Source organism: Variovorax boronicumulans, from assembly GCF_040544675.1.
Lineage (GTDB): Bacteria > Pseudomonadota > Gammaproteobacteria > Burkholderiales > Burkholderiaceae_C > Variovorax > Variovorax boronicumulans_D.
In genome coordinates, this window is record NZ_JBEPKK010000027.1 from 1 (window position 1) to 19,821 (window position 19,821).

Consider the following 19,821-nt stretch of genomic DNA (forward strand, 5'->3'; position numbering starts at 1 on the left):
AACTCGCTTCGCTCAAACAGCTGCGAGCCCTGATCCGCGAAACGCTGCGCTCCTCGGCGGCCCAGAGGGGGCGCCCGCCCCGCACCGCACACCGGGCTTGGGGGTGTAGTGATCGCTCTGTGCGTACCCACGGCGTTGGGGCCCCTGCCCCGGGTGGGCCGTTGAGGCACCGCCGAGCAGCGCAGCGACGGGCGGATCAGGGCTCGCAGCTGTTTGAGCGAAGCGAGTTCTGCGAGACCCCGCCCGTCGCGAGCAGCGCAGGGCAGCCCGAAGGGCCGGTGACGTCGGCCCGCCCGGGGCAGGGGCCCCAACGCCGTTCCCCGCCCTCAGGAGCACCCGCATGAGCGACGTCGTTCTGCAACTGCTCAACGTCGAAAGCGCCTACGGCCCCATCAAGGCCATCCGCGGCGTGAGCCTCAAAGTCAAACAGGGCGAGATCGCCACCGTGCTGGGTTCGAACGGCGCCGGCAAGACAACGATCCTCAAGACCATCTCCGGAATCATCGACCCGAGAAAAGGCAGCATCGAATTCCAGGGCAAGGACATCACCGCCAAGGACCCCGCCTTCATCGTGCAGCAGGGCCTGAGCCACGTACCTGAGGGCCGCGAGGTGTTTCCGCTGCTGTCGGTGAAGGACAACCTGCTGATGGGCGCCTACACCCGCAATGATCGCGACGGCGTTGCGCGTGACATGGAGACCGTCTACACGTACTTCCCCATCCTCCGCGAGCGGGCCACGCAGGATGCTGGCCTCCTCTCCGGCGGGCAGCAGCAGATGCTTGCGATTTCGCGCGCCATCATGGCCGCGCCGCACCTCATTCTTCTGGACGAACCCAGCCTCGGCTTGAGCCCCAAGCTCACCAAGGAGATCTTCGAGATCGTCGTGCGCATCAACCGCGAGCGCGGCACCACCATCCTCTTGGTGGAGCAGAACGCCAACATGGCGCTCAACGCCGCCGACCATGGCTACGTGCTGGAGAACGGGCGCATCGTCATGGAGGATTCCTGCGACCGCCTGCGCGAGAAGGAAGACATCAAGGAGTTCTACCTCGGCGTAAAGGACGACGGCGTGCGCGGCGAGCGGCGCTGGAAAAAGAAGAAGAACTGGAGATGACCCCATGAGCACACTGGCCCTGCGCGCTCCTGCCGGTCTCTGGGACCTGGCGCATCTTCAACCTCGGCTCGACGTCGTCGTGCCCGGCGAGACCGTGCCCGCGGTGTTCTGGAATGCCGTGGAGATGCGCGACGACAAGGTGTGGATGCGGCAAAAGGAGTTCGGCATCTGGCGCACCTGGACCTGGCGGCAAACGGCCGAAGCGGTGCGGGAGATTGCGGGCGGCCTGCTGGCGCTGGGCTTCAAGCACGGCGACTGCTCCTCGATCCTCTCCAACACCGTCATCGAATGGGTGCTGTGCGACCTTGCGGTGCTCAGTTGCGGTGGCGTGTCGAACGGGATCTATCCGACCGATGCGGCCTCGCAGGTCGCGTACCTTTGCGAAGACTCGCGCACCACGGTGCTCTTCGTGGAAGACGACGAGCAACTGGACAAGGCCCTCGAAGTGCGCGCGCAGCTGCCGTTGTTGCGCAAGGTGATCGTGTTCGACATGGAAGGCCTGCGCGACCTGGACGACCCCGGCGTCATCAGCCTCGATGCGCTGCGCGCGCTGGGCCGCGAGTACCTGCAGGCCCAGCCGCAGGCGCTGACGGAGCGCATCGCCGCCTGCCGGCCCGAGGACCTCGCCATCCTGGTCTACACATCGGGCACCACCGGCAAGCCCAAGGGCGCCATGCACAGCCACCACGGGCTGGTCTACACCATGCGCGGCTACAACACGCTGCTCGCGCAGGGCGAGACGGACGAGCGCATGTGCTTCCTGCCGCTGTGCCACATCGCCGAGCGCATGGGCGGCGAGTATTTCGCGATGTACACCGGCTCGATCCTCAACTTCGTGGAGAACCCCGAGACGGTGCCCGAGAACGTCCGCGAGATTGCGCCCACGGTGTTCACCGCCGTGCCGCGCGTGTGGGAGAAGTTCTATTCGGGCGTGATGATCGCGCTGAAGGAAGCGAGCCGCGTGCAGCAGGCCGCCTACGGCTGGAGCATCGGTGTCGGCCAGCAGATTGCCGACCGCGTGCTGCAGGGCCAGCCTATCGGTGCCGGGCTGCGCCTGAAGTTCCGCATTGCGCGCTGGCTCGCGCTCAACAACGTGCGCAAGCTCATCGGCATTCACCGCGCGCGCTTTCTGGTGACCGGCGCGGCGCCGATCTCGCCCGACCTCGTGCGCTGGTACCTCGCGCTCGGCGTGCCGATGCTGGAGGTGTGGGGCATGACCGAGTCGTGCGGCGCCTCCACCGGCGTGCCGCCCTCGCGCATCGCGCCGGGCTCCATCGGCCCGGCCACCAGCTACAACGAAGTGCGGCTGGACCCCGAGACCGGCGAGATCCTGGTGCGCGGCCCCAATGTCTTCATGGGGTACCTCAACCTGCCCGAGAAGACGGCGGAGACCATCGACGCCGACGGCTGGCTGCACACCGGCGACGTCGGGCTGGTCGACGCGGAAGGGTATTTCCGCATCACCGACCGCATGAAGGACATCATCATCACGGCAGGTGGAAAGAACATCACGCCGAGCGAGCTGGAGAACGAACTCAAGTTCAGCCCCTACGTCACCGACGCGGTGGTGATCGGCGACAAGAAACCCTACCTGACGGTGATCGTGATGATCGATCAGGAGAACGTCGAGAAGTTTGCGCAGGACAACGACGTGCCGTTCAGCAACTACGAGAGCCTGACGCGCGCGCAGGAGGTGCTGGACCTGATCCAGGGCGAGGTCGACCGCGTCAACGCGAAGTTCGCGCGCGTGGAGCAGATCAAGAAGTTCTTCCTGCTCGAGACGCAGTTGAGCGCCGAGGACGAGGAGCTGACGCCGACGATGAAGCTCAAGCGCAAGCTGGTGCAGACCAAGTACGCGGAGCGCATCGAGGCCATGTACCGCTGACCGGCGGGCGAAGGTTTTTAGTGTCAACCCGAGGAAACATCCCATGAAGCCCAAGACAGTGACAAAAGTGACGACTCTGGCCGTGCTGGGCCTCGCGGCGACGCTCGCGTCCGCGCAGCAGCAAGGCGTGAGCAAGGACGAGATTCGGATCGGCACGATCCAGGATCTGTCGGGGCCGCTCGCGGGCTTCGGCAAGCAGGCGCGCAACGGCATGCAGCTGCGCGTGGACGAACTCAACGAGCAGGGCAGCGTCAACGGCCGCAAGCTCAGGCTCTACGTCGAGGACTCGGGCTACGACCCGAAGAAGGCCGTGCTGGCGGCGCAGAAGCTGGTGAACCAGGAAAAGATCTTCATCATGGCCGGCCACATCGGCACGGCGCAGAACATGGCGGCGATGCCGGTGCAGTTCGACAAGAACATCGTCAATTTCATGCCCATCACGGCGGCGCGCGAAATGTACGAGCCGCTGAACCGGCTGAAGTATTCGTTCGCGGCCACCTACTACGACCAGATCCGCCTGGCGCTGCCCAAGATGGTCAAGGACAAGAGCGCCAAGAAGGTCTGCACCATCTACCAGGACGACGAATTCGGGCTCGAAGTGCAACGCGGCGCCGAAGCGGGGCTCAAGACCATGGGCATGGAGCTGGCCGAGAAAACCTCGTTCAAGCGCGGCGCCACCGACTTCAGCTCGCAGGTCGCCAAGATGAAGGCCGCCAACTGCGACCTGGTGGTGCTGGGCACCATCATCCGCGAGACCATCGGCACCGTGGGCGAGTCGCGCAAGACCGGCTTCAACCCGACCTTCCTGGGTTCGAGCGCGGCCTACACCGACCTGATCCACAAGCTCGGCGGCAAGGCGATGGACGGCGTCTACGCGACCATGACGGTGCAGAACCCCTACACCGACGAGCAGTCGCAGCCGCTGCGCTTCTGGGCCAACAAGTACAAGACCAAGTTCAACGAAGACCCGACGGTGTTCTCGGTGTACGGCTACGTGATCGTCGATTCGTTCATCAAGGCGGCGACCAAGGCCGGCCCGAACCTCACGACCGACAGCTTCATCAAGGCCATGGACAGCATGACCTTCGAGCCCGACATGTTCGGCAGCCCGAAGAGCAGCTACACCGCCACCAAGCGACTGGGCAATGAACAGTCGCGGCTGTCGCAGATCAAGGACGGCAAGTGGGTGGTGGTGTCGGACTACGTGACGCCGTAAGGCCAGTCCGCCAGTACCGGGGCGGGCGGCTATATTTCGTCGCCGAACCCTTCGCGAGAGCGCCATGCCCCAGTACTGGTTGATGAAATCCGAGCCCGACGAAGTCTCCATCGACGACGCGCTCGCCGCGCCCGATGCCACCGTGGCGTGGACCGGCGTGCGCAACTACCAGGCGCGCAACTTCATGCGCGACGGCATGACGGTCGGCGACGGCGTGCTGTTCTATCACTCGAGCTGCCCGGAGCCGGGCATCGCCGGTATCGCGCGCGTGGCCTCGGGCATCAAGCCCGATCCGACGCAGTTCGATGTGAAGGCGCCGTACTACGACGCGGCCTCGAAGAAGGACGACCCGCGCTGGCTGCTGGTCGATGTGCAAGCGTTGCGCAAGACCCGGCTGCTGGCCCTGCCAGAGCTGCGCGCCAAGCCCGAGCTGGCTGAACTGGTCGTGCTGCGCAAGGGCAACCGGCTGTCGATCACGCCGGTGGAGCCGGCGCACTGGAAGATCATCGAGAAGATGCTGGCCTGAACAGGCCGGACGTAAACAGCCGGCGCCGTCAGGCCGCCCTGGACAGGATCGGGAACAGCTTGCCGAGCCCGTCCGCCATCACTTCGACGGCCAGCGCGGCGAGGATGAGGCCCATCAGCCGCGTCATGATGTTGATGCCCGTCTTGCCCAACACGCGCGCGATCGGCTGCGCGAGCGAAAACGCCAGCGCGGTCGCCAGCGCCACCACCACGCCATAGCCCACGAGCACCGCAAGCTCCCAGAGGTGCTGCGCCTTGTCGGCGTAGATCACCACGGTGGAAATGGTGGCAGGGCCGGTGAGCAGTGGAATGGTGAGCGGCACGACCGCAATGGAGGCGCCCATCGAGGCCTTGACCTCGGTGGCCCGCAGCTCCTCGACGTTGGTCTTGCTCTCGGCCGGCTGCGCATTCAGCATCGACAGCGAACTCATGAGCAGCAGCAATCCGCCGCCGACCTGGAAGCTCGCGATCGAAATGCCGAAGAACGACAGCAACTGCAAGCCCAGCAGCGCGCTCACCGCGATGACCACGAACGCACTGAATGCCGACATGCGCACCGTGTGCCGGCGCTGCGCATCGGAGTACCCCTGCGTGTAGTGAATGAAGAAGGGCACGATGGCCAGCGGGTTGACGATGGCCACCAGCGTGACCAGCGGCTTGATGAGGTCCATCGAGGTGCTCATGGCGCTCACCTACCTTCCGCCGGTCACGTCGAGCAGGGCCATGGTGGTGTAGCTCGCCTCGTCCGACAGCAGCCAGAGGATCGCGCCCGCGATTTCCTCGGGGCTGCCGGTGCGCTTCATCGGCACGGAGGGCGCGAGTTCGACGGCGCGGTTGGGCATGCCGCCGGAGGCGTGGATCTCGGTGTCGATGAGGCCGGGGCGCACCGCATTCACGCGGATGCCTTCGTCGCCCACTTCCTTGGCCAGGCCGATGGTGAAGGTGTCGATGGCCGCCTTGCTGGCCGCATAGTCGACGTACTGGCCCGGCGAGCCGAGCCGCGCGGCGCCGCTGGAGATGTTGACGATGGCGCCGCCCGCGCCGCCGTGCTTCGTGCTCATGCGGCGCACCGCTTCGCGCGCGCAGACGAAGCTGCCGATCACGTTGATGCGGAACATGCGCTCCATGCGCGCCACGCTCATCTCGTCGACGCGGGCCTGTACATCGACCACCCCGGCGTTGTTGACGAGGGCGGTCAGACGGCCGAGCTTGGCGTCGACCTTCTCGAACATCGCGATCACCTGGGCTTCGTCGCCCACGTCGGCCTGCACCGCGATGGCGGTGCCGCCGCCCGCGCGGATGGTGCGCACCACTTCGTCGGCCGCCAGCGAGTTGCTGGCGTAGTTGACGGCCACCGCGTAGCCGCGCCGCGCTGCGAGGAGGGCGGTGGCGGCGCCGATGCCGCGTCCGCCGCCGGTGATCAATAGCACTGGGTTCAAGACCTGCCTCCTGCAGAGAAACTGTGTGTCAGTTAAAACCGTCGGGCTGGATTACATCATTCGAGGGGCAGCGTATGAGCAAAACGATCGACTACTACTTTGCACCCCAGAGTCCGTGGACCTATCTGGGTCATACCCGCTTCGAGGCGATTGCCGCCGCCGCGGGCGCCACGGTGCGCGTTCGGCCCATCGACCTGGGGAGCGTGTTTCCGGTGTCGGGCGGGCTGCCGCTGGGCAAGCGGGCGCCGCAGCGGCAGGCCTACCGGCTGGTCGAGCTGGCGCGGTTCTCGCAGCACCTGGGCCTGCCGATGAACCCCAAGCCCAAGTTCTTTCCGGTGGCCAGCGACGACGCGGCGCGGCTGATCATCGCGGTCGACATCCACGACGGCACGCAGGCCGCAATGCGGATGTGCGCCGCGGTGTTCGCGGCGGTCTGGGTGCAGGAGCGGAACATCGGCGACCCGAAGGTGCTCGAAGCCCTGGTCGCCGAATGCGGGCTGCCGGCCAAGCGCGCGGAGCAGTCGCAAAGCCAGGCGGTGCAGGAGCGCTTCGAGGCGTACACGCAGGAGGCCATCGACATCCAGGTGTTCGGCGCGCCCAGCTATGTGATCGACGGCGAGATCTTCTGGGGGCAGGACCGGCTCGATTTCGTCGAGCGGGCGCTGCGCCGGTGACGACGGCTTTCCACTTTCATTCATCGTTCATTCAATCGCTATCAGGAGCATGACAACCATGGGTCAATTCATCGATCTCACCGCCAAAGACGGCTTCAGCTTTCCCGCCTACGTGGCCGAGCCCGCGGGCAAGCCGCGCGGCGCGGTGGTCGTGGTGCAGGAGATCTTCGGCGTGAATTCGCACATCCGCTCGGTGGCCGACGGCTATGCGGCCGAGGGCTACCTGGCGGTTGCGCCGGCCACCTTCCAGCGCGTGAAGCCCGGCGTGGAACTCGGCTATACCGATGACGAGATGAAGGAGGGCTTCGGCCTCAAGACCGCGGTCGAGGCGTTGCCCGAGCCCGGCGTGCTGCAGGACATCGAGGCCGCCATCGCCTATGCATCAAAGGCGGGCAAGGTCGGCATCGTGGGCTACTGCTGGGGCGGGCTGCTGACCTGGCGCGCCGCCGCACTGCTGCCGGGCCTGGCGGCTGCGGCGCCGTACTACGGCGGCGGCATGACCTCGCCCGAAGAAACCGCGCGCCAGCCCAAGGTGCCGGTGCTGGCGCACTTCGGCAACCAGGACCACTGGATTCCGCTGGACACCATCGAGGCGTTCAAGAAGGCGCACCCCGAGGTGGAAGTGCATGTGTACCCGGTGGGCCACGGCTTCAATTGCGACCAGCGCGGCTCTTACGACGCGGACGCCGCCAAGCTGGCGCGCGAACGCACGCTCGCTTTTTTTGCCAAGCACGTCGGCTGAGTCGTTGCCCTGAGCAGCCAGAGGCCCGGCCAGCGCCGGGCTTTTTCATTTCTTGAGGCCGGGTGCGTCGCCCACGCGGGTCTGCAGAAAGTCGAGCAGCGCGCGCAGGGCTGCGCTGTTGTGGCGCCGCTGGAGGTACGCGGCCGAGAGCCACATGTCCTTGCGCGTGAAGTCCTGCAGCACCGGCACGAGTTCGCCGTGGTCGATGTGCGATTGCACGAGGATCGACGGCAGGTAGATCACGCCGAAGCCGCGCATCGCCACCCGGATCAGCGGCGCGCCCTCGGTGCAGTCCATGCGGCTCTTGACCGGCACGTCGAGCGGCTCGCCGCCCTCGTCGAAGCGCCAGCCCGGCTGGGCGCCGAGCAGCGAATGGGTGAGCGCGTCGTGCCCGGCCAGCTCGCGCGGGTGCGCGGGCTTGCCGTGCTTCTTCCAGTAGACCGGCGAGGCGCAGACCACCATGTTCATGAGCCGGAGCTTGCGCACGATCAGGTTGGCGTCTTCCACGGGGCCGCTGCGGATGTCGACGTCGATGCCTTCTTCGGCGAGATCGACCGCGCGGTTGGTCAGCTGCAGGCTGATGCTCACGTCGGGGTAGTAGCGCATGAAGTCGGCCAGCAGGTTGGGAAACTCGCCGTTGCCTATGCCGTGCGGCGCCGAAATGCGCAGCCGCCCGGCGGGCTGGCTGGCGCGGTCCTGCAGTTCGGCCTGGGTCAGCTCCACCATCTCGAGCACCGGGGTGCTGCGATCGAGCAGCAGCTGCCCGGCGTCGGTGAGGCTCACCGAGCGCGTGGAGCGGTTGAGAAGTCGCACGCCGAATCGGGTTTCCAGCTCGGCCACGTACTTGCTGACGGTGGCTTTCGACATGTCGAGCTTCTTGGCTGCCTGCGAAAAGCTGCCGTGAGAGGCGACTTCGCGAAAGGTTCTGATCAGATCGAGACTGTCCATGTCGGTGGGTCCATTGTTTCCGTTCGAAGAACGCCGTGGTTCGATTCTGCGGCGCTTTTCTTAGGCGACCTGCATCACACTTGGGCGATGCGCCGAAGGAGCCGAACCATGAACATCCCGAACATCATCGCCGTTGCCGCCCTGTCCATGCTGACGGCCGCCGGCGCGCACGCGCAGGGCTTCGAGCCCGTGCAGCCGCTCAAGATCGCCGCCAGCCGCGCCCAACTGCAAGCCGAAGGCGCGGCCGCCGCGCGCGGCGGCAATGTCTACGGCGATGTGGTGGCATCGCCCCTGACAACGCAGCCCAGCCGCCTCGATCGCGCGTCGGTCCGCGCAGAGGCCGTTGCCGCGGCCCACTCGCCCAACCAGAACGTGGACCGCCGCGCATTCGCGAACAGCGAATTGCCGCCGCAGTTCGAAAAGAATCCCCAGCGCCCGGACCGCTGATTCCGCAGGCATCCATTCCAGAAGGCCGGGTCCGTGCAAGCGGTCCCGGCCTTTTTTGATGTGTGCATGCATAGGGGGCGCATTGTTTCAATAGAGGAAACACCGTGTCTCTGATTCACGCGATTTCCGCACTGAATTTCGTCTGAAACTCGCCGCACAGGCAAGCGAACGAGCAAGCCTGGTGGACAAACCATCCGACTGAACACAAGGAATTGACATGAAGACCTCGCACATCCTCGCCGCTGCCGCCCTGACCCTCCTGGCCGCCACCGGCGCCCAAGCCGAAACCTACGAAGGCGTGAACACCGCCGTCTCGACCAAGAGCCGCGACGAAGTCAACGCCGAAGCCGTGCGCACCGCATCGGCTCCGAACCAGAACGTGACCCGCGGTTCGCGCGGCCCGGAAACGGTCGCCGTGTCGAAGGACCGCGCGATCGTCCAAGCCGAAGCCGTTCGCACCGCCTACGCTCCGGACCAGAACGTGACCTCGGGCTCGCGCGTCAACAGCAAGGTCGTCTCGACGATGGTCAACCCGATGGACGCACGCGTTCAGGCCCAGCAAGGCTCGGGCGCTACCGCCAAGTAAATAAGAGCCTGCCCTTCGGGGCAGCTCGGCAAAAAGGCCACGCGAATGCGTGGCCTTTTGCATTGGGCGGGCGGTCAGCGTGTTCGGGCGAGATAGCGCTTGCGCCAGAAGACCAGCACCAGCAGCACCGCGATGACGAGCATGGCCGTCATCGCGATCCAGAAGCCGTCGGCCTTGTGCACCAGCGGAATGAAGTCGAAGTTCATGCCGAAGATGCCCGCGATCAGGTTCAGCGGCAGGAAGATGGCGGTCAGCACGGTGAGCACCCGCATGATGTCGTTGGCGCGGTGGCCCTGGACGCTGAAGTGCATCTGCACGGCGGTCTCGGCGTTCTGTTCGAGCCTGCGCACGTGGTGCACCACCCGCTCGATGTGTTCCAGCACGTCGCGGCTCCTGATCATGATGAGCTCCCGCTCGCGCTGCTCCGCCTCGCTCGTGGCTGGCGGCAGGGTTTCGAGCGTGTCGATCCAGTCCTGCATCGCGGCGCGCTGGTCTTCGCAGATTTCGTCCAGGTGGTGCAGCGACTGCCGTGCCTCCATCAGCGCGCCCCAGTTGGTGAAACGGCTGCGCGGATCGATGAGTTCGGTCTGCCAGTGGTCCAGCTGCCGGGTGAGTTCGCGGCGCAGGTCGAGGTAGCCGTCGACGATCTGGTTGACGATGCGCAGCATCAGGTCTGAAGGCCCGGTGGGCACGCGCGTGGAGGTGGCGCGCGCATCCAATGCCGGGGCGCCGCGGCCGTCGGGCGAACCGGCCGCCAGCAGCCGGGCGGCGAAGGCGTCGCGCATCGCGCCGTCCTCCGGATGCACCGACAGCAACACCCGGTCGAAGACAGCAAAACCCACGGGGCGGGTGTCGACGCGGCGCAGCACCGGCGGGCCGCCGCGTGGCTTGGCGGGTGCCGCCGGCGCAGCAGGAACAGGCGCCGCGGCATTGCCGTCGCCCTTTCCATTGCCCGGCGCCGCCTGCCCCTGGGCGGTGGCCAGGCGCCGGAACACCAGCACGTCGTACTGCGAGGTGTAGTCGCTGTGGGAAGGAAGCTGGTCGTTCAGGAGGTCGGCCACATGCAGGTCGACGAGCTGGGTCTGGCAGAGCGTTTGCAGGATCTGCTGGATTTCGGGAAGCGAGGCGCGGAATTCCTCCCGCGTGAGCGAGATCCAGAGGTACCCGCCGGCGGCGCAGGCCCCAGGCACGGCCAGCGGCATGAGCGCATGGTGCTCGCTGACCAGCGAGCGGTTGACTTCGAAGATGCGCATGGCTTTGCCTTGCTGTGCTTTTTTCAGTTGCCCGCCTCGCCCATGGGCGCATGGGCGGCGCTTGGAACGCTATTGTTTTTGCAGCAGCCGTGCGGCGTCGAGTGCAAAGTAGGTCAGCACGCCATCGGCGCCGGCGCGCTTGAAGGCCAGGAGGCTCTCGAGCACCACCGCGTCGTGGTCGAGCCAACCGTTCTGGGCGGCGGCCTTGAGCATCGCGTACTCGCCGCTCACCTGGTAGGCGAAGGTCGGCACATGGAACTGGTCCTTCACGCGGCGCACGATGTCCAGGTAAGGCATGCCGGGCTTGACCATCACCATGTCGGCGCCTTCGGCGATGTCCAGCGCCACTTCGCGCAGCGCCTCGTCGCTGTTGCCGGGGTCCATCTGGTAGACCTTCTTGTTGCTCTTGCCGAGCGTGGCGGACGAGCCGACCGCGTCGCGGAACGGGCCGTAGAAGGCGCTGGCGTACTTGGCGCTGTAGGCCATGATGCGCGTGTGAATGTCGCCGCGGGCTTCGAGCGCGGCGCGGACGGCCCCGATGCGGCCGTCCATCATGTCACTGGGCGCAACAATGTCCACGCCGGCTTGCGATTGTGTGAGCGCCTGCTTCACGAGCACTTCGACGGTGGCATCGTTGACGATGTAGCCGTTGTCGTCCAGCAGGCCGTCCTGCCCGTGGCTGGTGTAGGGGTCCAGCGCCACATCGGTCATCACGCCGAGTTCCGGAAAGCGCGACTTGAGCGCGGCCACCACGCGCGGGATCAATCCGTCGGGGTTGAAGGCTTCATCGCCCGCCGGCGTCTTGAGGCCGGCGTCGATCACCGGAAACAGCGCCATCACGGGAATGCCGGCCGCCACGCACTGCTCGGCCACGGGCAGCAGCAGGTCGAGGCTCAGGCGGTCCACGCCGGGCATGGAAGCGACGGCATCGCGGCGCTTCTCGCCTTCCTGCACGAACACCGGATAGATCAGGTCATGGGCAGTGAGCGCATGCTCTCGCACCAGGTTGCGGGTGAATTCGTCACGGCGCAGGCGCCGCGGCCGCCCTGCGGGAAACATGGCCAGGGGGGAAGTGGAAGACGTCATATGCCCAAAATTGTGCCTGAAGCTACATTTCGCGGTGCTTTGTTCAGGCGTCCAGTTGTCCTACAACCAAGGAAATTCGTAGCACCAAGGTTCTCGTTTTTTTGTTTGGAATGTTAAAGAAAATACGTCATTCGCTTGAAACCTTGTTTCGTCTTTGTTAAATTCTCCAGCGGGCGGCTTGCCGCTCCCCGCTTTTCCTCCCTGAGCGGGTGCCTTGATGTGTGACAGCAAAAGGGCTTCCCAGCCCGACGTGAAGACGTCGGGCTTTTTTTTGGGCCGAGGCTTTTTGGCCCGATGCGCTGGCCCCGTGCGCAGATCTGGCGGCAGTGAAGCGGCGCGCCACTAAACTGGCCCTCATGCTCTGGGTCAAATCTCTTCACATCGTGTTCATCGCGAGCTGGTTCGCGGGCTTGTTCTACCTGCCGCGGATCTTCGTCAATCTGGCGATGGTGCCACCCGAATCGGTGGCCGAGCGCGAGCGCCTGCTGCTGATGGCGCGCAAGCTGATGCGGTTCACGACCTTCCTGGCCGTGCCCGCCCTGGGCTTCGGGTTGTGGCTCTGGCTGGGCTACGGCATCGGACGCGGACCGGGCAACGGCTGGATGCACGCCAAGCTGGCACTCGTGCTGGTGGCCATCGGCTATCACCATGGCTGCGGCGTGCTGCTGCGGCGCTTTGCGTCCGGCGGCAACCGGCGCGGCGATCGGTGGTACCGCTGGTTCAACGAGCTGCCGGTGCTGCTGCTGACCGGGATCGTGATCCTGGTCGTCGTCAAGCCGTTCTGAAGCCGATGCACACGGTGGAGAGGCCGCACAAGTCCGCCGCGCTCCCCCTGGCGCTCGCCTATGCGGCGCTGATCGTCTACGCCAGCCTCTATCCGTTTTCGGATTGGCGCGACCAAGGGATTGCGCCCTGGGCCTACCTCTGGGCGCCATGGCCCAAGTACTGGACCGGTTTCGATTTCGCGGTCAACGTGGCGGGCTACGTGCCTTTCGGTTTCCTGTGCGCCCTGGCGGTGCTGCGCACGCGGCAAGGTGTCGCCGTCTGGCGCGCCGTGCTGCGCGCCACCGTGGCCGGCGCGTCGATTGCCTTTGCGATGGAGACGCTACAGAGCTATCTGCCGGTGCGCATTCCCTCGAATGTCGACCTGGGGCTCAACACCACCGGCGCGGTGCTGGGCGCGGTGCTCGCAGTGGCGCTGGAGCGGCTGGGGGCGGTCGCCCATTGGGGGCGCACCCGCTCGCAGTGGTTCATCGAGGATGCCCGCGGCGCACTGGTGCTGCTGGCGCTGTGGCCCTTTGCGCTGCTGTTTCCCGCGGCCGTGACCTTCGGGCTGGGCCAGGTGTTCGAGCGGCTCGAAGTGGCGATCTCCGAGTGGCTGCTCGACACCCCCTTCATCGACTGGTTGCCCGTGCGCCAGTTCGAGCTCGAGCCGCTGGTGCCTGCAGTGGAGCTGCTTTGCGTGATGCTCGGCGCCCTGGTGCCGTGCCTGCTGGGCTATCTGGTGGCGCGCACGGTCGCCCGGCGGGCCGTTCTGCTTCCGTTGATCTTTCTGTCGGGCGTGGCCGCCTCGGCGTTGTCCGCAGCGCTGAGCTACGGGCCCGAACATGCGTGGGCCTGGCTCGACCTGCCGGTCCAGGTCGGCATGGCCGCGGCGCTTGTCGCCGGTGTGCTGCTGCTGTTCGCGCCGCGCCGGCTGTGCGGTGCATTGCTGCTAATGGGGCTCGTGCTGCAGCTGGCGCTGCTGAATCAGGCGCCCGAGAGCGCCTACTTCGCGCAGACCCTGGCCACCTGGGAGCAGGGGCGCTTCATTCGCTTCCATGGGCTGGCGCAGTGGCTGGGATGGATCTGGCCGTTCGCGGTGATGGGGTATGTGGTGGCCGCGCTGTCGCGCAGGGGGCGTCCGGCGCAGTAGCGGGGTGCCCGGAGCAGCCGTCACTAAAATCGGCCGATGCCCAGCTCCACGCCTGCCGCGACCAGCGGCTACTACGGTCGCCACATTTTCTTTTGCCTCAACGAGCGCAAGAACGGCGAAGACTCCTGCGCCATGCACAACGCACAGGAGGGCTTCGATCGCTGCAAGGCGAAGGTCAAGGAGGCGGGGCTGTCCGGGCCGGGCAAGGTGCGCGTCAATAAGGCCGGGTGCCTGGACCGCTGCGCCGGCGGCCCGGTGGCGGTGGTGTATCCGGAAGCCGTCTGGTACACCTTCGTCGACGCTGAAGACATCGACGAGATCGTCGAGTCGCACCTGAAGAACGGCCAGGTCGTCGAGCGGCTCGTGCTGCCCGCCGATGTCGGGCGCTGAACTTTTTCGATCGAGCGCTCACTCACAGCGACATGAATTCCCAGACTGAAAAGATCAGCCTTCAGGGTGCCGCCGGCGCGATCGAAGTGCAGCGCGACCAGCCGGCCGACGCCGCGCGCGGCATCGCGGTGATCGCTCATCCGCATCCGCTGTTCGGCGGCACCATGGACAACAAGGTGGTGCAGACCTTGGCGCGCGCTTTCGTGGCCTGCGGCTGGACCACCGTGCGCTTCAACTTTCGCGGCGTGGGAGCCAGCGAGGGCGTGCACGACGAAGGGCGCGGTGAACTCGAAGACATGCTGAATGTCGTGGCCCAGCTCGCGCCCGAAGGCCCGCTGGCCATTGCCGGTTTTTCGTTCGGCGCCTTTGTCGCGAGCGGCGCGGCCGAAAAGCTCTGGGCTGCGCGCGACGTCAGGCAGGTCGTGCTGGTCGGTACGGCCGCCGCTCGCAACACCGTGGCCACCTTGCCCGTCGAGGCCCACGAGCGCATGCTGGTGGTTCACGGCGAAGCGGACGACACCGTGCCCCTCGCGGCGGTGATGGACTGGGCGCGGCCGCAGTCACTTCCTGTCACGGTTATTCCCGGGGGCGGCCATTTCTTTCACGGACAATTGCCGCTGCTCAAAAGTCTGGTTGCCCGCCACCTCCGCGCGGGCATTGAATGAAAGCCTCCTCGGGCTTGTTTTCGTCTCTTTCCATCCTCCCCATGAATCGTTTTTTCAATGCGCTCCGCGCACTGTTGCTGACCGCCGCCGCGTCGGCCAGCCTGATCGCCGCCGCCCAGGTGCCGGCGCCGCCCGAGATCGCCGCGCGCAGCTATCTGCTGCTGGATGTGACCGCGAACCAGATCCTCGCGCAGAAGGACATCGACAGCCCGGTCGAGCCGGCTTCGCTCACCAAGCTGATGTCGGCGTACATCGTGTTCGACGCGCTGCGCGCCAAGAAGATCACGCTGACGCAGACCTTCCCGGTGAGCCCGCGCGCCTGGAAGATGCCCGGCTCGCGCATGTTCATCGACCCCAAGATGCAGGTGCCGGTCGAAGACCTGATCAAGGGGCTGATCGTGCAGTCGGGCAACGACGCCACCGTGGCGCTGGCCGAAGGCGTGGGCGGGACGGTGGAGCATTTCGTCGAACTCATGAACGCCCAGGCCAAGGCGTTGGGCATGAAGAACACGACCTACAAGAACCCCGAAGGGCTCACCGTGCCTGGCCACACGACAACGGCCCGCGACCTGAGCATCCTGGCGACCCGACTGGTGCGCGACTTCCCGGAAGAAGCCAAGTACTACGCCATCAAGAAGTACCGCTACCCGGGCACGCCCTCCACCAACGACACCAACCGCAACCTGCTGCTGTTCCGCGACCCCACCGTCGACGGCCTGAAGACCGGCTATACCGAGGCCGCCGGCTACTGCATGATCGCCACCGCCAAGCGCGATTTCCCGAACCTGACCGGCGGCCGCCGCCTGCTGTCGATCGTGCTGGGCACTTCGGGCGAGACCGTTCGCGCCAACGAATCGCAGAAGCTGCTGAACTGGGGCTACACGGCCTATGACGCCGTGCGCCTCTTCGACGCCGGCCAGCCTGCCGCGACCCCCGCGGTCTGGAAGGGCAAGGCGAACGTCCTCAAGCTCGGCCGCCCCGAGGCCATCGTGGTGGCGGTGCCTGCCGGCAGCGCCAGCAAGATCAAGACCCAGGTGGCGCGCCCCGATCCGCTGGTGGCGCCTTTCACCAAGTACCAGCCCGTGGGCTCGCTCAAGGTGACCCTGGACGACCAGCAGGTGGCCGATGTTCCCTTGGTGGCGCTGGAAGCCGTCGAGCAGGCCGGCATCTTCGGCCGCGCCTGGGACGCCGTGCGCCTCTGGATCAAGTAGCGCGGCAGGGCGGCCGAGGCCGCCCCGGCCCGCTCCGATGCTGCGGACATTGCCGTTTCAGGCGCGTTTGCTATACTCGTGGGCTTTTCGGAATTTTCCGAAGGGTTTCACGTTTTCGTTATTCCCGGCTTCCTTGAGTCACGACCAAGGGCGGTTCTGCAACCAAAGCCGGGTTGTTTTGGGACTAATTCATTCATGCCAACCATCAATCAACTGGTGCGTCAGGGTCGAACGGTCGAAAAGATCAATTCGAAGAGCCCTGCCATGCAGAACTCGCCGCAACGTCGCGGTGTCTGCACCCGCGTCTACACCACGACGCCAAAGAAGCCCAACTCGGCGCTTCGTAAAGTTGCCAAGGTCCGCCTGACCAACGGCTTCGAAGTCATCTCCTACATCGGCGGCGAAGGCCACAACCTGCAGGAACACAGCGTCGTGCTGGTTCGCGGCGGTCGTGTCAAGGACTTGCCCGGTGTTCGCTACCACATCGTGCGCGGTTCGCTCGACCTGCAAGGCGTGAAAGACCGCAAGCAGTCGCGTTCCAAGTACGGCGCAAAGCGCCCCAAGAAGGCTTAAGCCTTCTTGTCGTCAGAAAACAAGCGGTGTTCGGTTGCCTTGGCGGGCACATCGAACGAAGTGACCCAATGTCGGGTCGAGTAAGTGAGAGTCCTGACTGGCTCTCGCGGTACCGGAAGCGGTGCCAACTGAAGCAAAGAGGTTAAAAAATGCCACGTCGTCGCGAAGTCCCCAAACGTGAAATCCTGCCGGATCCCAAGTACGGCAATGTCGAGCTGTCGAAGTTCATGAACGTGATCATGGAAGGCGGCAAGAAGGCTGTTGCCGAACGCATCATCTACGGTGCGCTCGAATTCATCGAAAAGAAGAACCCTGACAAGGACCCGCTCGAAGCTTTCACCGTTGCCATCAACAACGTGAAGCCGATGGTCGAAGTCAAGTCGCGCCGCGTCGGCGGTGCGAACTACCAGGTGCCGGTCGAAGTCCGCCCTGTCCGTCGCCTCGCCCTGTCGATGCGCTGGATCAAGGAAGCCGCTCGCAAGCGCGGCGAGAAGTCGATGGCCCTGCGTCTGGCCAACGAGCTGATGGAAGCCACGGAAGGCCGTGGCGGCGCCATGAAGAAGCGCGACGAAGTGCACCGCATGGCAGAAGCCAACCGCGCTTTCAGCCACTTCCGCTTCTAAAAATCAAACTTCGCTTGGGCGTTGGGTGCTGAGTGCCGGGCGATGTCGCCAGGGCTCAGGACCCAGCGCTCAACGCATTTAACCCGAAAGTAAATCATGTCCCGCAAGACCCCCATCGAGCGCTACCGCAACATCGGCATCTCGGCGCACATCGACGCCGGCAAGACCACGACGACCGAGCGCATCCTGTTCTACACCGGCGTGAACCACAAGATCGGTGAAGTGCACGACGGTGCCGCCACGATGGACTGGATGGAGCAAGAGCAAGAGCGCGGCATCACGATCACCTCTGCTGCCACCACCTGCTTCTGGAAGGGCATGGCCGGCAAGTTCGAAGAACACCGCATCAACATCATCGACACCCCCGGCCACGTGGACTTCACCATTGAAGTCGAGCGCTCGATGCGCGTGCTGGACGGTGCCGTCATGGTGTACGACGCGGTCGGCGGCGTGCAACCCCAGTCCGAAACCGTCTGGCGCCAGGCCAACAAGTACCGGGTTCCGCGCCTCGCGTTCGTCAACAAGATGGACCGCACCGGCGCCGACTTCCTGCGCGTGCGCCAGATGATGGTGGACCGCCTGAAGGCCAACCCCGTCGTGATCCAGATCCCGATCGGTGCCGAAGAGCACTTCCAGGGCATCGTCGACCTCGTGAAGATGAAGGCGATCATCTGGGACGAAGACAAGGGCGTGACCTTCACCTACGGTGAAATCCCCGCGAACCTGGCCGACGTGTGCGCCGAGTACCGCGAAAAGCTCGTCGAAGCCGCTGCAGAAGCGAGCGAAGAGCTCATGAACAAGTACCTCGAAGGCAACGAGCTGACCGAGGAAGAAATCAAGGCCGCGATCCGCCAGCGCACCATCGCCGGCGAAATCCAGCCGATGCTGTGCGGCTCGGCCTTCAAGAACAAGGGCGTGCAGGCCATGCTCGACGCCGTCGTCGAATACATGCCCGCACCGACCGACATTCCCCCGGTCACCGGTACCGACGAAGACGAAGCCCCTGTCACCCGCAAGGCTGACGACGGCGAGAAGTTCTCGGCGCTCGCATTCAAGTTGATGACCGACCCGTTCGTGGGCCAGCTGACCTTCGTGCGCGTCTACTCGGGCGTGCTGACCAAGGGTGACAGCGTCTACAACCCGGTGCGCGGCAAGAAGGAACGCATCGGCCGTATCGTGCAGATGCACGCGAACAACCGCGAAGAAGTCAACGAAATCCGCGCCGGCGACATCGCCGCCTGCGTGGGCCTGAAGGAAGTCACCACGGGCGAAACCCTGTGCGACCCGGCAGCCGTCGTGACGCTCGAGCGCATGGTGTTCCCGGAATCGGTGATCTCGCAGGCCGTCGAGCCCAAGACCAAGGCCGACCAGGAAAAGATGGGCATCGCCCTGCAGCGTCTCGCTCAGGAAGACCCGTCGTTCCGCGTCAAGACCGACGAAGAATCGGGCCAGACCATCATCGCCGGCATGGGCGAGCTCCACCTTGAAATCATCGTGGACCGCATGAAGCGCGAATTCGGCGTGGAAGCCAACGTGGGCAAGCCGCAAGTGGCTTACCGCGAAACGATCCGCAAGACCGTCGAAGATGCCGAAGGCAAGTTCGTTCGCCAGTCGGGCGGCAAGGGCCAGTACGGTCACGTGATCCTGAAGCTCGAGCCGCAGGAAGCCGGCAAGGGCTTCGAGTTCGTCGACGCCATCAAGGGCGGTGTGGTTCCTCGCGAATACATCCCCGCAGTGGAAAAGGGCGTTGTGGAAGCGCTGACCCAAGGCGTGCTGGCGGGCTACCCCGTCGTGGACGTCAAGGTCACGCTGCACTTCGGTTCGTACCACGATGTGGACTCGAACGAAATGGCGTTCAAGATGGCCGCGATCTTCGGTTTCAAGGAAGGCGCCCGCAAGGCCAGCCCCGTGATCCTGGAGCCCATGATGGCCGTGGAAGTCGAAACGCCTGAAGACTACGCCGGCAACGTGATGGGCGACCTGTCCTCACGCCGCGGCATGGTGCAGGGCATGGACGACATGATCGGTGGCGGCAAGTCCATCAAGGCCGAAGTGCCGCTGTCGGAAATGTTCGGCTACTCGACCACGCTGCGTTCGATGTCGCAAGGCCGTGCCACGTACACGATGGAGTTCAAGCACTACGCTGAAGCTCCCCGTAACGTTGCCGAAGCCATCGTGGCTGCTCGCGCAAAGTAATGTCTTTGCGGGACAGACCAAGATTTGCGCAGCAAATTTGCTCTGTCCCCAACTGATTCAAAAGAATGCAGGGTCACGCAGTGCGTGGCCTTCGTTGTCTGCGATCCGGTGCCGCCACGTTCCCGTGCGAGGCGAACCAGCAATCGGGTGCAGACATAAAACCAATACACGGGAATGCTCTTTCAAGGATTGAAAAATGGCAAAAGGTAAGTTCACCCGCACCAAGCCCCACGTCAACGTGGGCACGATCGGTCACGTCGACCATGGCAAGACCACGCTGACGGCTGCAATCGCAACCGTTCTGTCGGCCAAGTTCGGCGGCGAAGCCAAGGC

22 protein-coding genes are annotated in these 19,821 nt (G+C 65.2%); 17 read left to right on the plus strand and 5 right to left on the minus strand.

Annotated elements, in window-relative coordinates; genetic code table 11:
- Nucleotides 1–340 precede the first annotated feature (340 nt).
- The 4 genes from ABIC90_RS26675 (at nucleotide 341) to ABIC90_RS26690 (ending at nucleotide 4,741) form a co-directional block, all read left to right on the plus strand.
- Nucleotides 341–1,114, plus strand: a complete 774-nt coding sequence (locus ABIC90_RS26675) for an ABC transporter ATP-binding protein (RefSeq protein ID WP_354359644.1) — start codon at nucleotides 341–343, stop codon at nucleotides 1,112–1,114.
- A 4-nt stretch (nucleotides 1,115–1,118) separates the two neighbouring features.
- A complete protein-coding gene (locus ABIC90_RS26680; protein WP_354359646.1) occupies nucleotides 1,119–2,999 on the plus strand; it encodes an AMP-dependent synthetase/ligase in 1,881 nt (626 codons plus the stop codon).
- A 43-nt stretch (nucleotides 3,000–3,042) separates the two neighbouring features.
- Nucleotides 3,043–4,215 carry an ABC transporter substrate-binding protein gene (locus tag ABIC90_RS26685; RefSeq protein WP_354359648.1) on the plus strand — a complete coding sequence of 391 codons (1,173 nt, stop codon included), beginning with the start codon at nucleotides 3,043–3,045 and terminating at the stop codon, nucleotides 4,213–4,215.
- A 64-nt stretch (nucleotides 4,216–4,279) separates the two neighbouring features.
- On the plus strand, nucleotides 4,280–4,741 hold the full coding sequence (locus ABIC90_RS26690; protein WP_354359650.1) for an EVE domain-containing protein: 462 nt from the start codon (nucleotides 4,280–4,282) through the stop codon (nucleotides 4,739–4,741).
- Nucleotides 4,742–4,769: 28 nt separating this feature from the next.
- Here ABIC90_RS26690 and ABIC90_RS26695 read toward each other — a convergent pair whose 3' ends face one another.
- Together ABIC90_RS26695 and ABIC90_RS26700 are read right to left on the minus strand one after the other, a co-directional pair.
- Nucleotides 4,770–5,423 carry a MarC family protein gene (locus tag ABIC90_RS26695; protein ID WP_354359652.1) on the minus strand — a complete coding sequence of 218 codons (654 nt, stop codon included), beginning with the start codon at nucleotides 5,421–5,423 and terminating at the stop codon, nucleotides 4,770–4,772.
- Nucleotides 5,424–5,432: 9 nt separating this feature from the next.
- Nucleotides 5,433–6,179, minus strand: a complete 747-nt coding sequence (locus tag ABIC90_RS26700) for an SDR family oxidoreductase (protein ID WP_354359654.1) — start codon at nucleotides 6,177–6,179, stop codon at nucleotides 5,433–5,435.
- Between the two features lie 74 nt (nucleotides 6,180–6,253).
- On the opposite strand from ABIC90_RS26700, the gene ABIC90_RS26705 reads away from it, so the two are divergent.
- Together ABIC90_RS26705 and ABIC90_RS26710 are read left to right on the plus strand one after the other, a co-directional pair.
- Nucleotides 6,254–6,853 carry a 2-hydroxychromene-2-carboxylate isomerase gene (locus ABIC90_RS26705; protein ID WP_354359656.1) on the plus strand — a complete coding sequence of 200 codons (600 nt, stop codon included), beginning with the start codon at nucleotides 6,254–6,256 and terminating at the stop codon, nucleotides 6,851–6,853.
- Between the two features lie 58 nt (nucleotides 6,854–6,911).
- Nucleotides 6,912–7,595 (plus strand): dienelactone hydrolase family protein, encoded by a 684-nt coding sequence (locus ABIC90_RS26710; protein WP_354359658.1) that lies wholly within the window; start codon nucleotides 6,912–6,914, stop codon nucleotides 7,593–7,595.
- Between the two features lie 45 nt (nucleotides 7,596–7,640).
- Here ABIC90_RS26710 and ABIC90_RS26715 read toward each other — a convergent pair whose 3' ends face one another.
- Nucleotides 7,641–8,543 carry a LysR family transcriptional regulator gene (locus ABIC90_RS26715; RefSeq protein ID WP_354359660.1) on the minus strand — a complete coding sequence of 301 codons (903 nt, stop codon included), beginning with the start codon at nucleotides 8,541–8,543 and terminating at the stop codon, nucleotides 7,641–7,643.
- Nucleotides 8,544–8,651: 108 nt separating this feature from the next.
- Between ABIC90_RS26715 and ABIC90_RS26720 the strand changes: the two genes are divergently transcribed.
- Together ABIC90_RS26720 and ABIC90_RS26725 are read left to right on the plus strand one after the other, a co-directional pair.
- Complete coding sequence (locus ABIC90_RS26720; RefSeq protein ID WP_354359662.1) at nucleotides 8,652–8,990, plus strand: alpha/beta hydrolase; 339 nt, start codon at nucleotides 8,652–8,654, stop codon at nucleotides 8,988–8,990.
- Nucleotides 8,991–9,207: 217 nt separating this feature from the next.
- Nucleotides 9,208–9,576, plus strand: a complete 369-nt coding sequence (locus tag ABIC90_RS26725; protein WP_354359664.1) for a DUF4148 domain-containing protein — start codon at nucleotides 9,208–9,210, stop codon at nucleotides 9,574–9,576.
- A gap of 74 nt (nucleotides 9,577–9,650) precedes the next feature.
- Here ABIC90_RS26725 and ABIC90_RS26730 read toward each other — a convergent pair whose 3' ends face one another.
- Entirely contained in the window at nucleotides 9,651–10,829 is a 1,179-nt protein-coding gene (locus tag ABIC90_RS26730) for a magnesium transporter CorA family protein (RefSeq protein ID WP_354359666.1), read from the minus strand.
- Nucleotides 10,830–10,898: 69 nt separating this feature from the next.
- Entirely contained in the window at nucleotides 10,899–11,915 is a 1,017-nt protein-coding gene (gene hemB / locus ABIC90_RS26735) for a porphobilinogen synthase (protein ID WP_354359668.1), read from the minus strand.
- A gap of 356 nt (nucleotides 11,916–12,271) precedes the next feature.
- Here hemB and ABIC90_RS26740 point away from each other — a divergent pair, with 356 nt between their 5' ends.
- From ABIC90_RS26740 to ABIC90_RS26780, 9 genes are all read left to right on the plus strand, one after another.
- A complete protein-coding gene (locus ABIC90_RS26740) occupies nucleotides 12,272–12,700 on the plus strand; it encodes a CopD family protein (RefSeq protein ID WP_354359670.1) in 429 nt (142 codons plus the stop codon).
- Between the two features lie 5 nt (nucleotides 12,701–12,705).
- On the plus strand, nucleotides 12,706–13,830 hold the full coding sequence (locus ABIC90_RS26745) for a VanZ family protein (RefSeq protein WP_354359672.1): 1,125 nt from the start codon (nucleotides 12,706–12,708) through the stop codon (nucleotides 13,828–13,830).
- Nucleotides 13,831–13,866: 36 nt separating this feature from the next.
- Nucleotides 13,867–14,220: a (2Fe-2S) ferredoxin domain-containing protein gene (locus ABIC90_RS26750; protein ID WP_354359674.1), complete on the plus strand. Its 354-nt coding sequence runs from the start codon at nucleotides 13,867–13,869 to the stop codon at nucleotides 14,218–14,220.
- Between the two features lie 32 nt (nucleotides 14,221–14,252).
- The gene (locus ABIC90_RS26755; RefSeq protein ID WP_354359676.1) at nucleotides 14,253–14,885 is read left to right on the plus strand and encodes an alpha/beta hydrolase; all 633 of its coding nucleotides are present in this window, start codon (nucleotides 14,253–14,255) and stop codon (nucleotides 14,883–14,885) included.
- Nucleotides 14,886–14,926: 41 nt separating this feature from the next.
- The gene (locus tag ABIC90_RS26760; RefSeq protein WP_354359678.1) at nucleotides 14,927–16,096 is read left to right on the plus strand and encodes a D-alanyl-D-alanine carboxypeptidase family protein; all 1,170 of its coding nucleotides are present in this window, start codon (nucleotides 14,927–14,929) and stop codon (nucleotides 16,094–16,096) included.
- A 195-nt stretch (nucleotides 16,097–16,291) separates the two neighbouring features.
- Complete coding sequence (gene rpsL, locus ABIC90_RS26765; RefSeq protein ID WP_013543948.1) at nucleotides 16,292–16,669, plus strand: 30S ribosomal protein S12; 378 nt, start codon at nucleotides 16,292–16,294, stop codon at nucleotides 16,667–16,669.
- A gap of 149 nt (nucleotides 16,670–16,818) precedes the next feature.
- Nucleotides 16,819–17,292, plus strand: coding sequence for a 30S ribosomal protein S7 (gene rpsG / locus ABIC90_RS26770; RefSeq protein ID WP_101491328.1), 474 nt, complete (start codon nucleotides 16,819–16,821; stop codon nucleotides 17,290–17,292).
- Between the two features lie 96 nt (nucleotides 17,293–17,388).
- On the plus strand, nucleotides 17,389–19,488 hold the full coding sequence (gene fusA, locus ABIC90_RS26775) for an elongation factor G (RefSeq protein ID WP_354359681.1): 2,100 nt from the start codon (nucleotides 17,389–17,391) through the stop codon (nucleotides 19,486–19,488).
- A gap of 196 nt (nucleotides 19,489–19,684) precedes the next feature.
- Nucleotides 19,685–19,821, plus strand: a 137-nt coding sequence (locus ABIC90_RS26780) for a GTP-binding protein (protein ID WP_280812214.1), incomplete at its 3' end; no start/stop codon positions are given.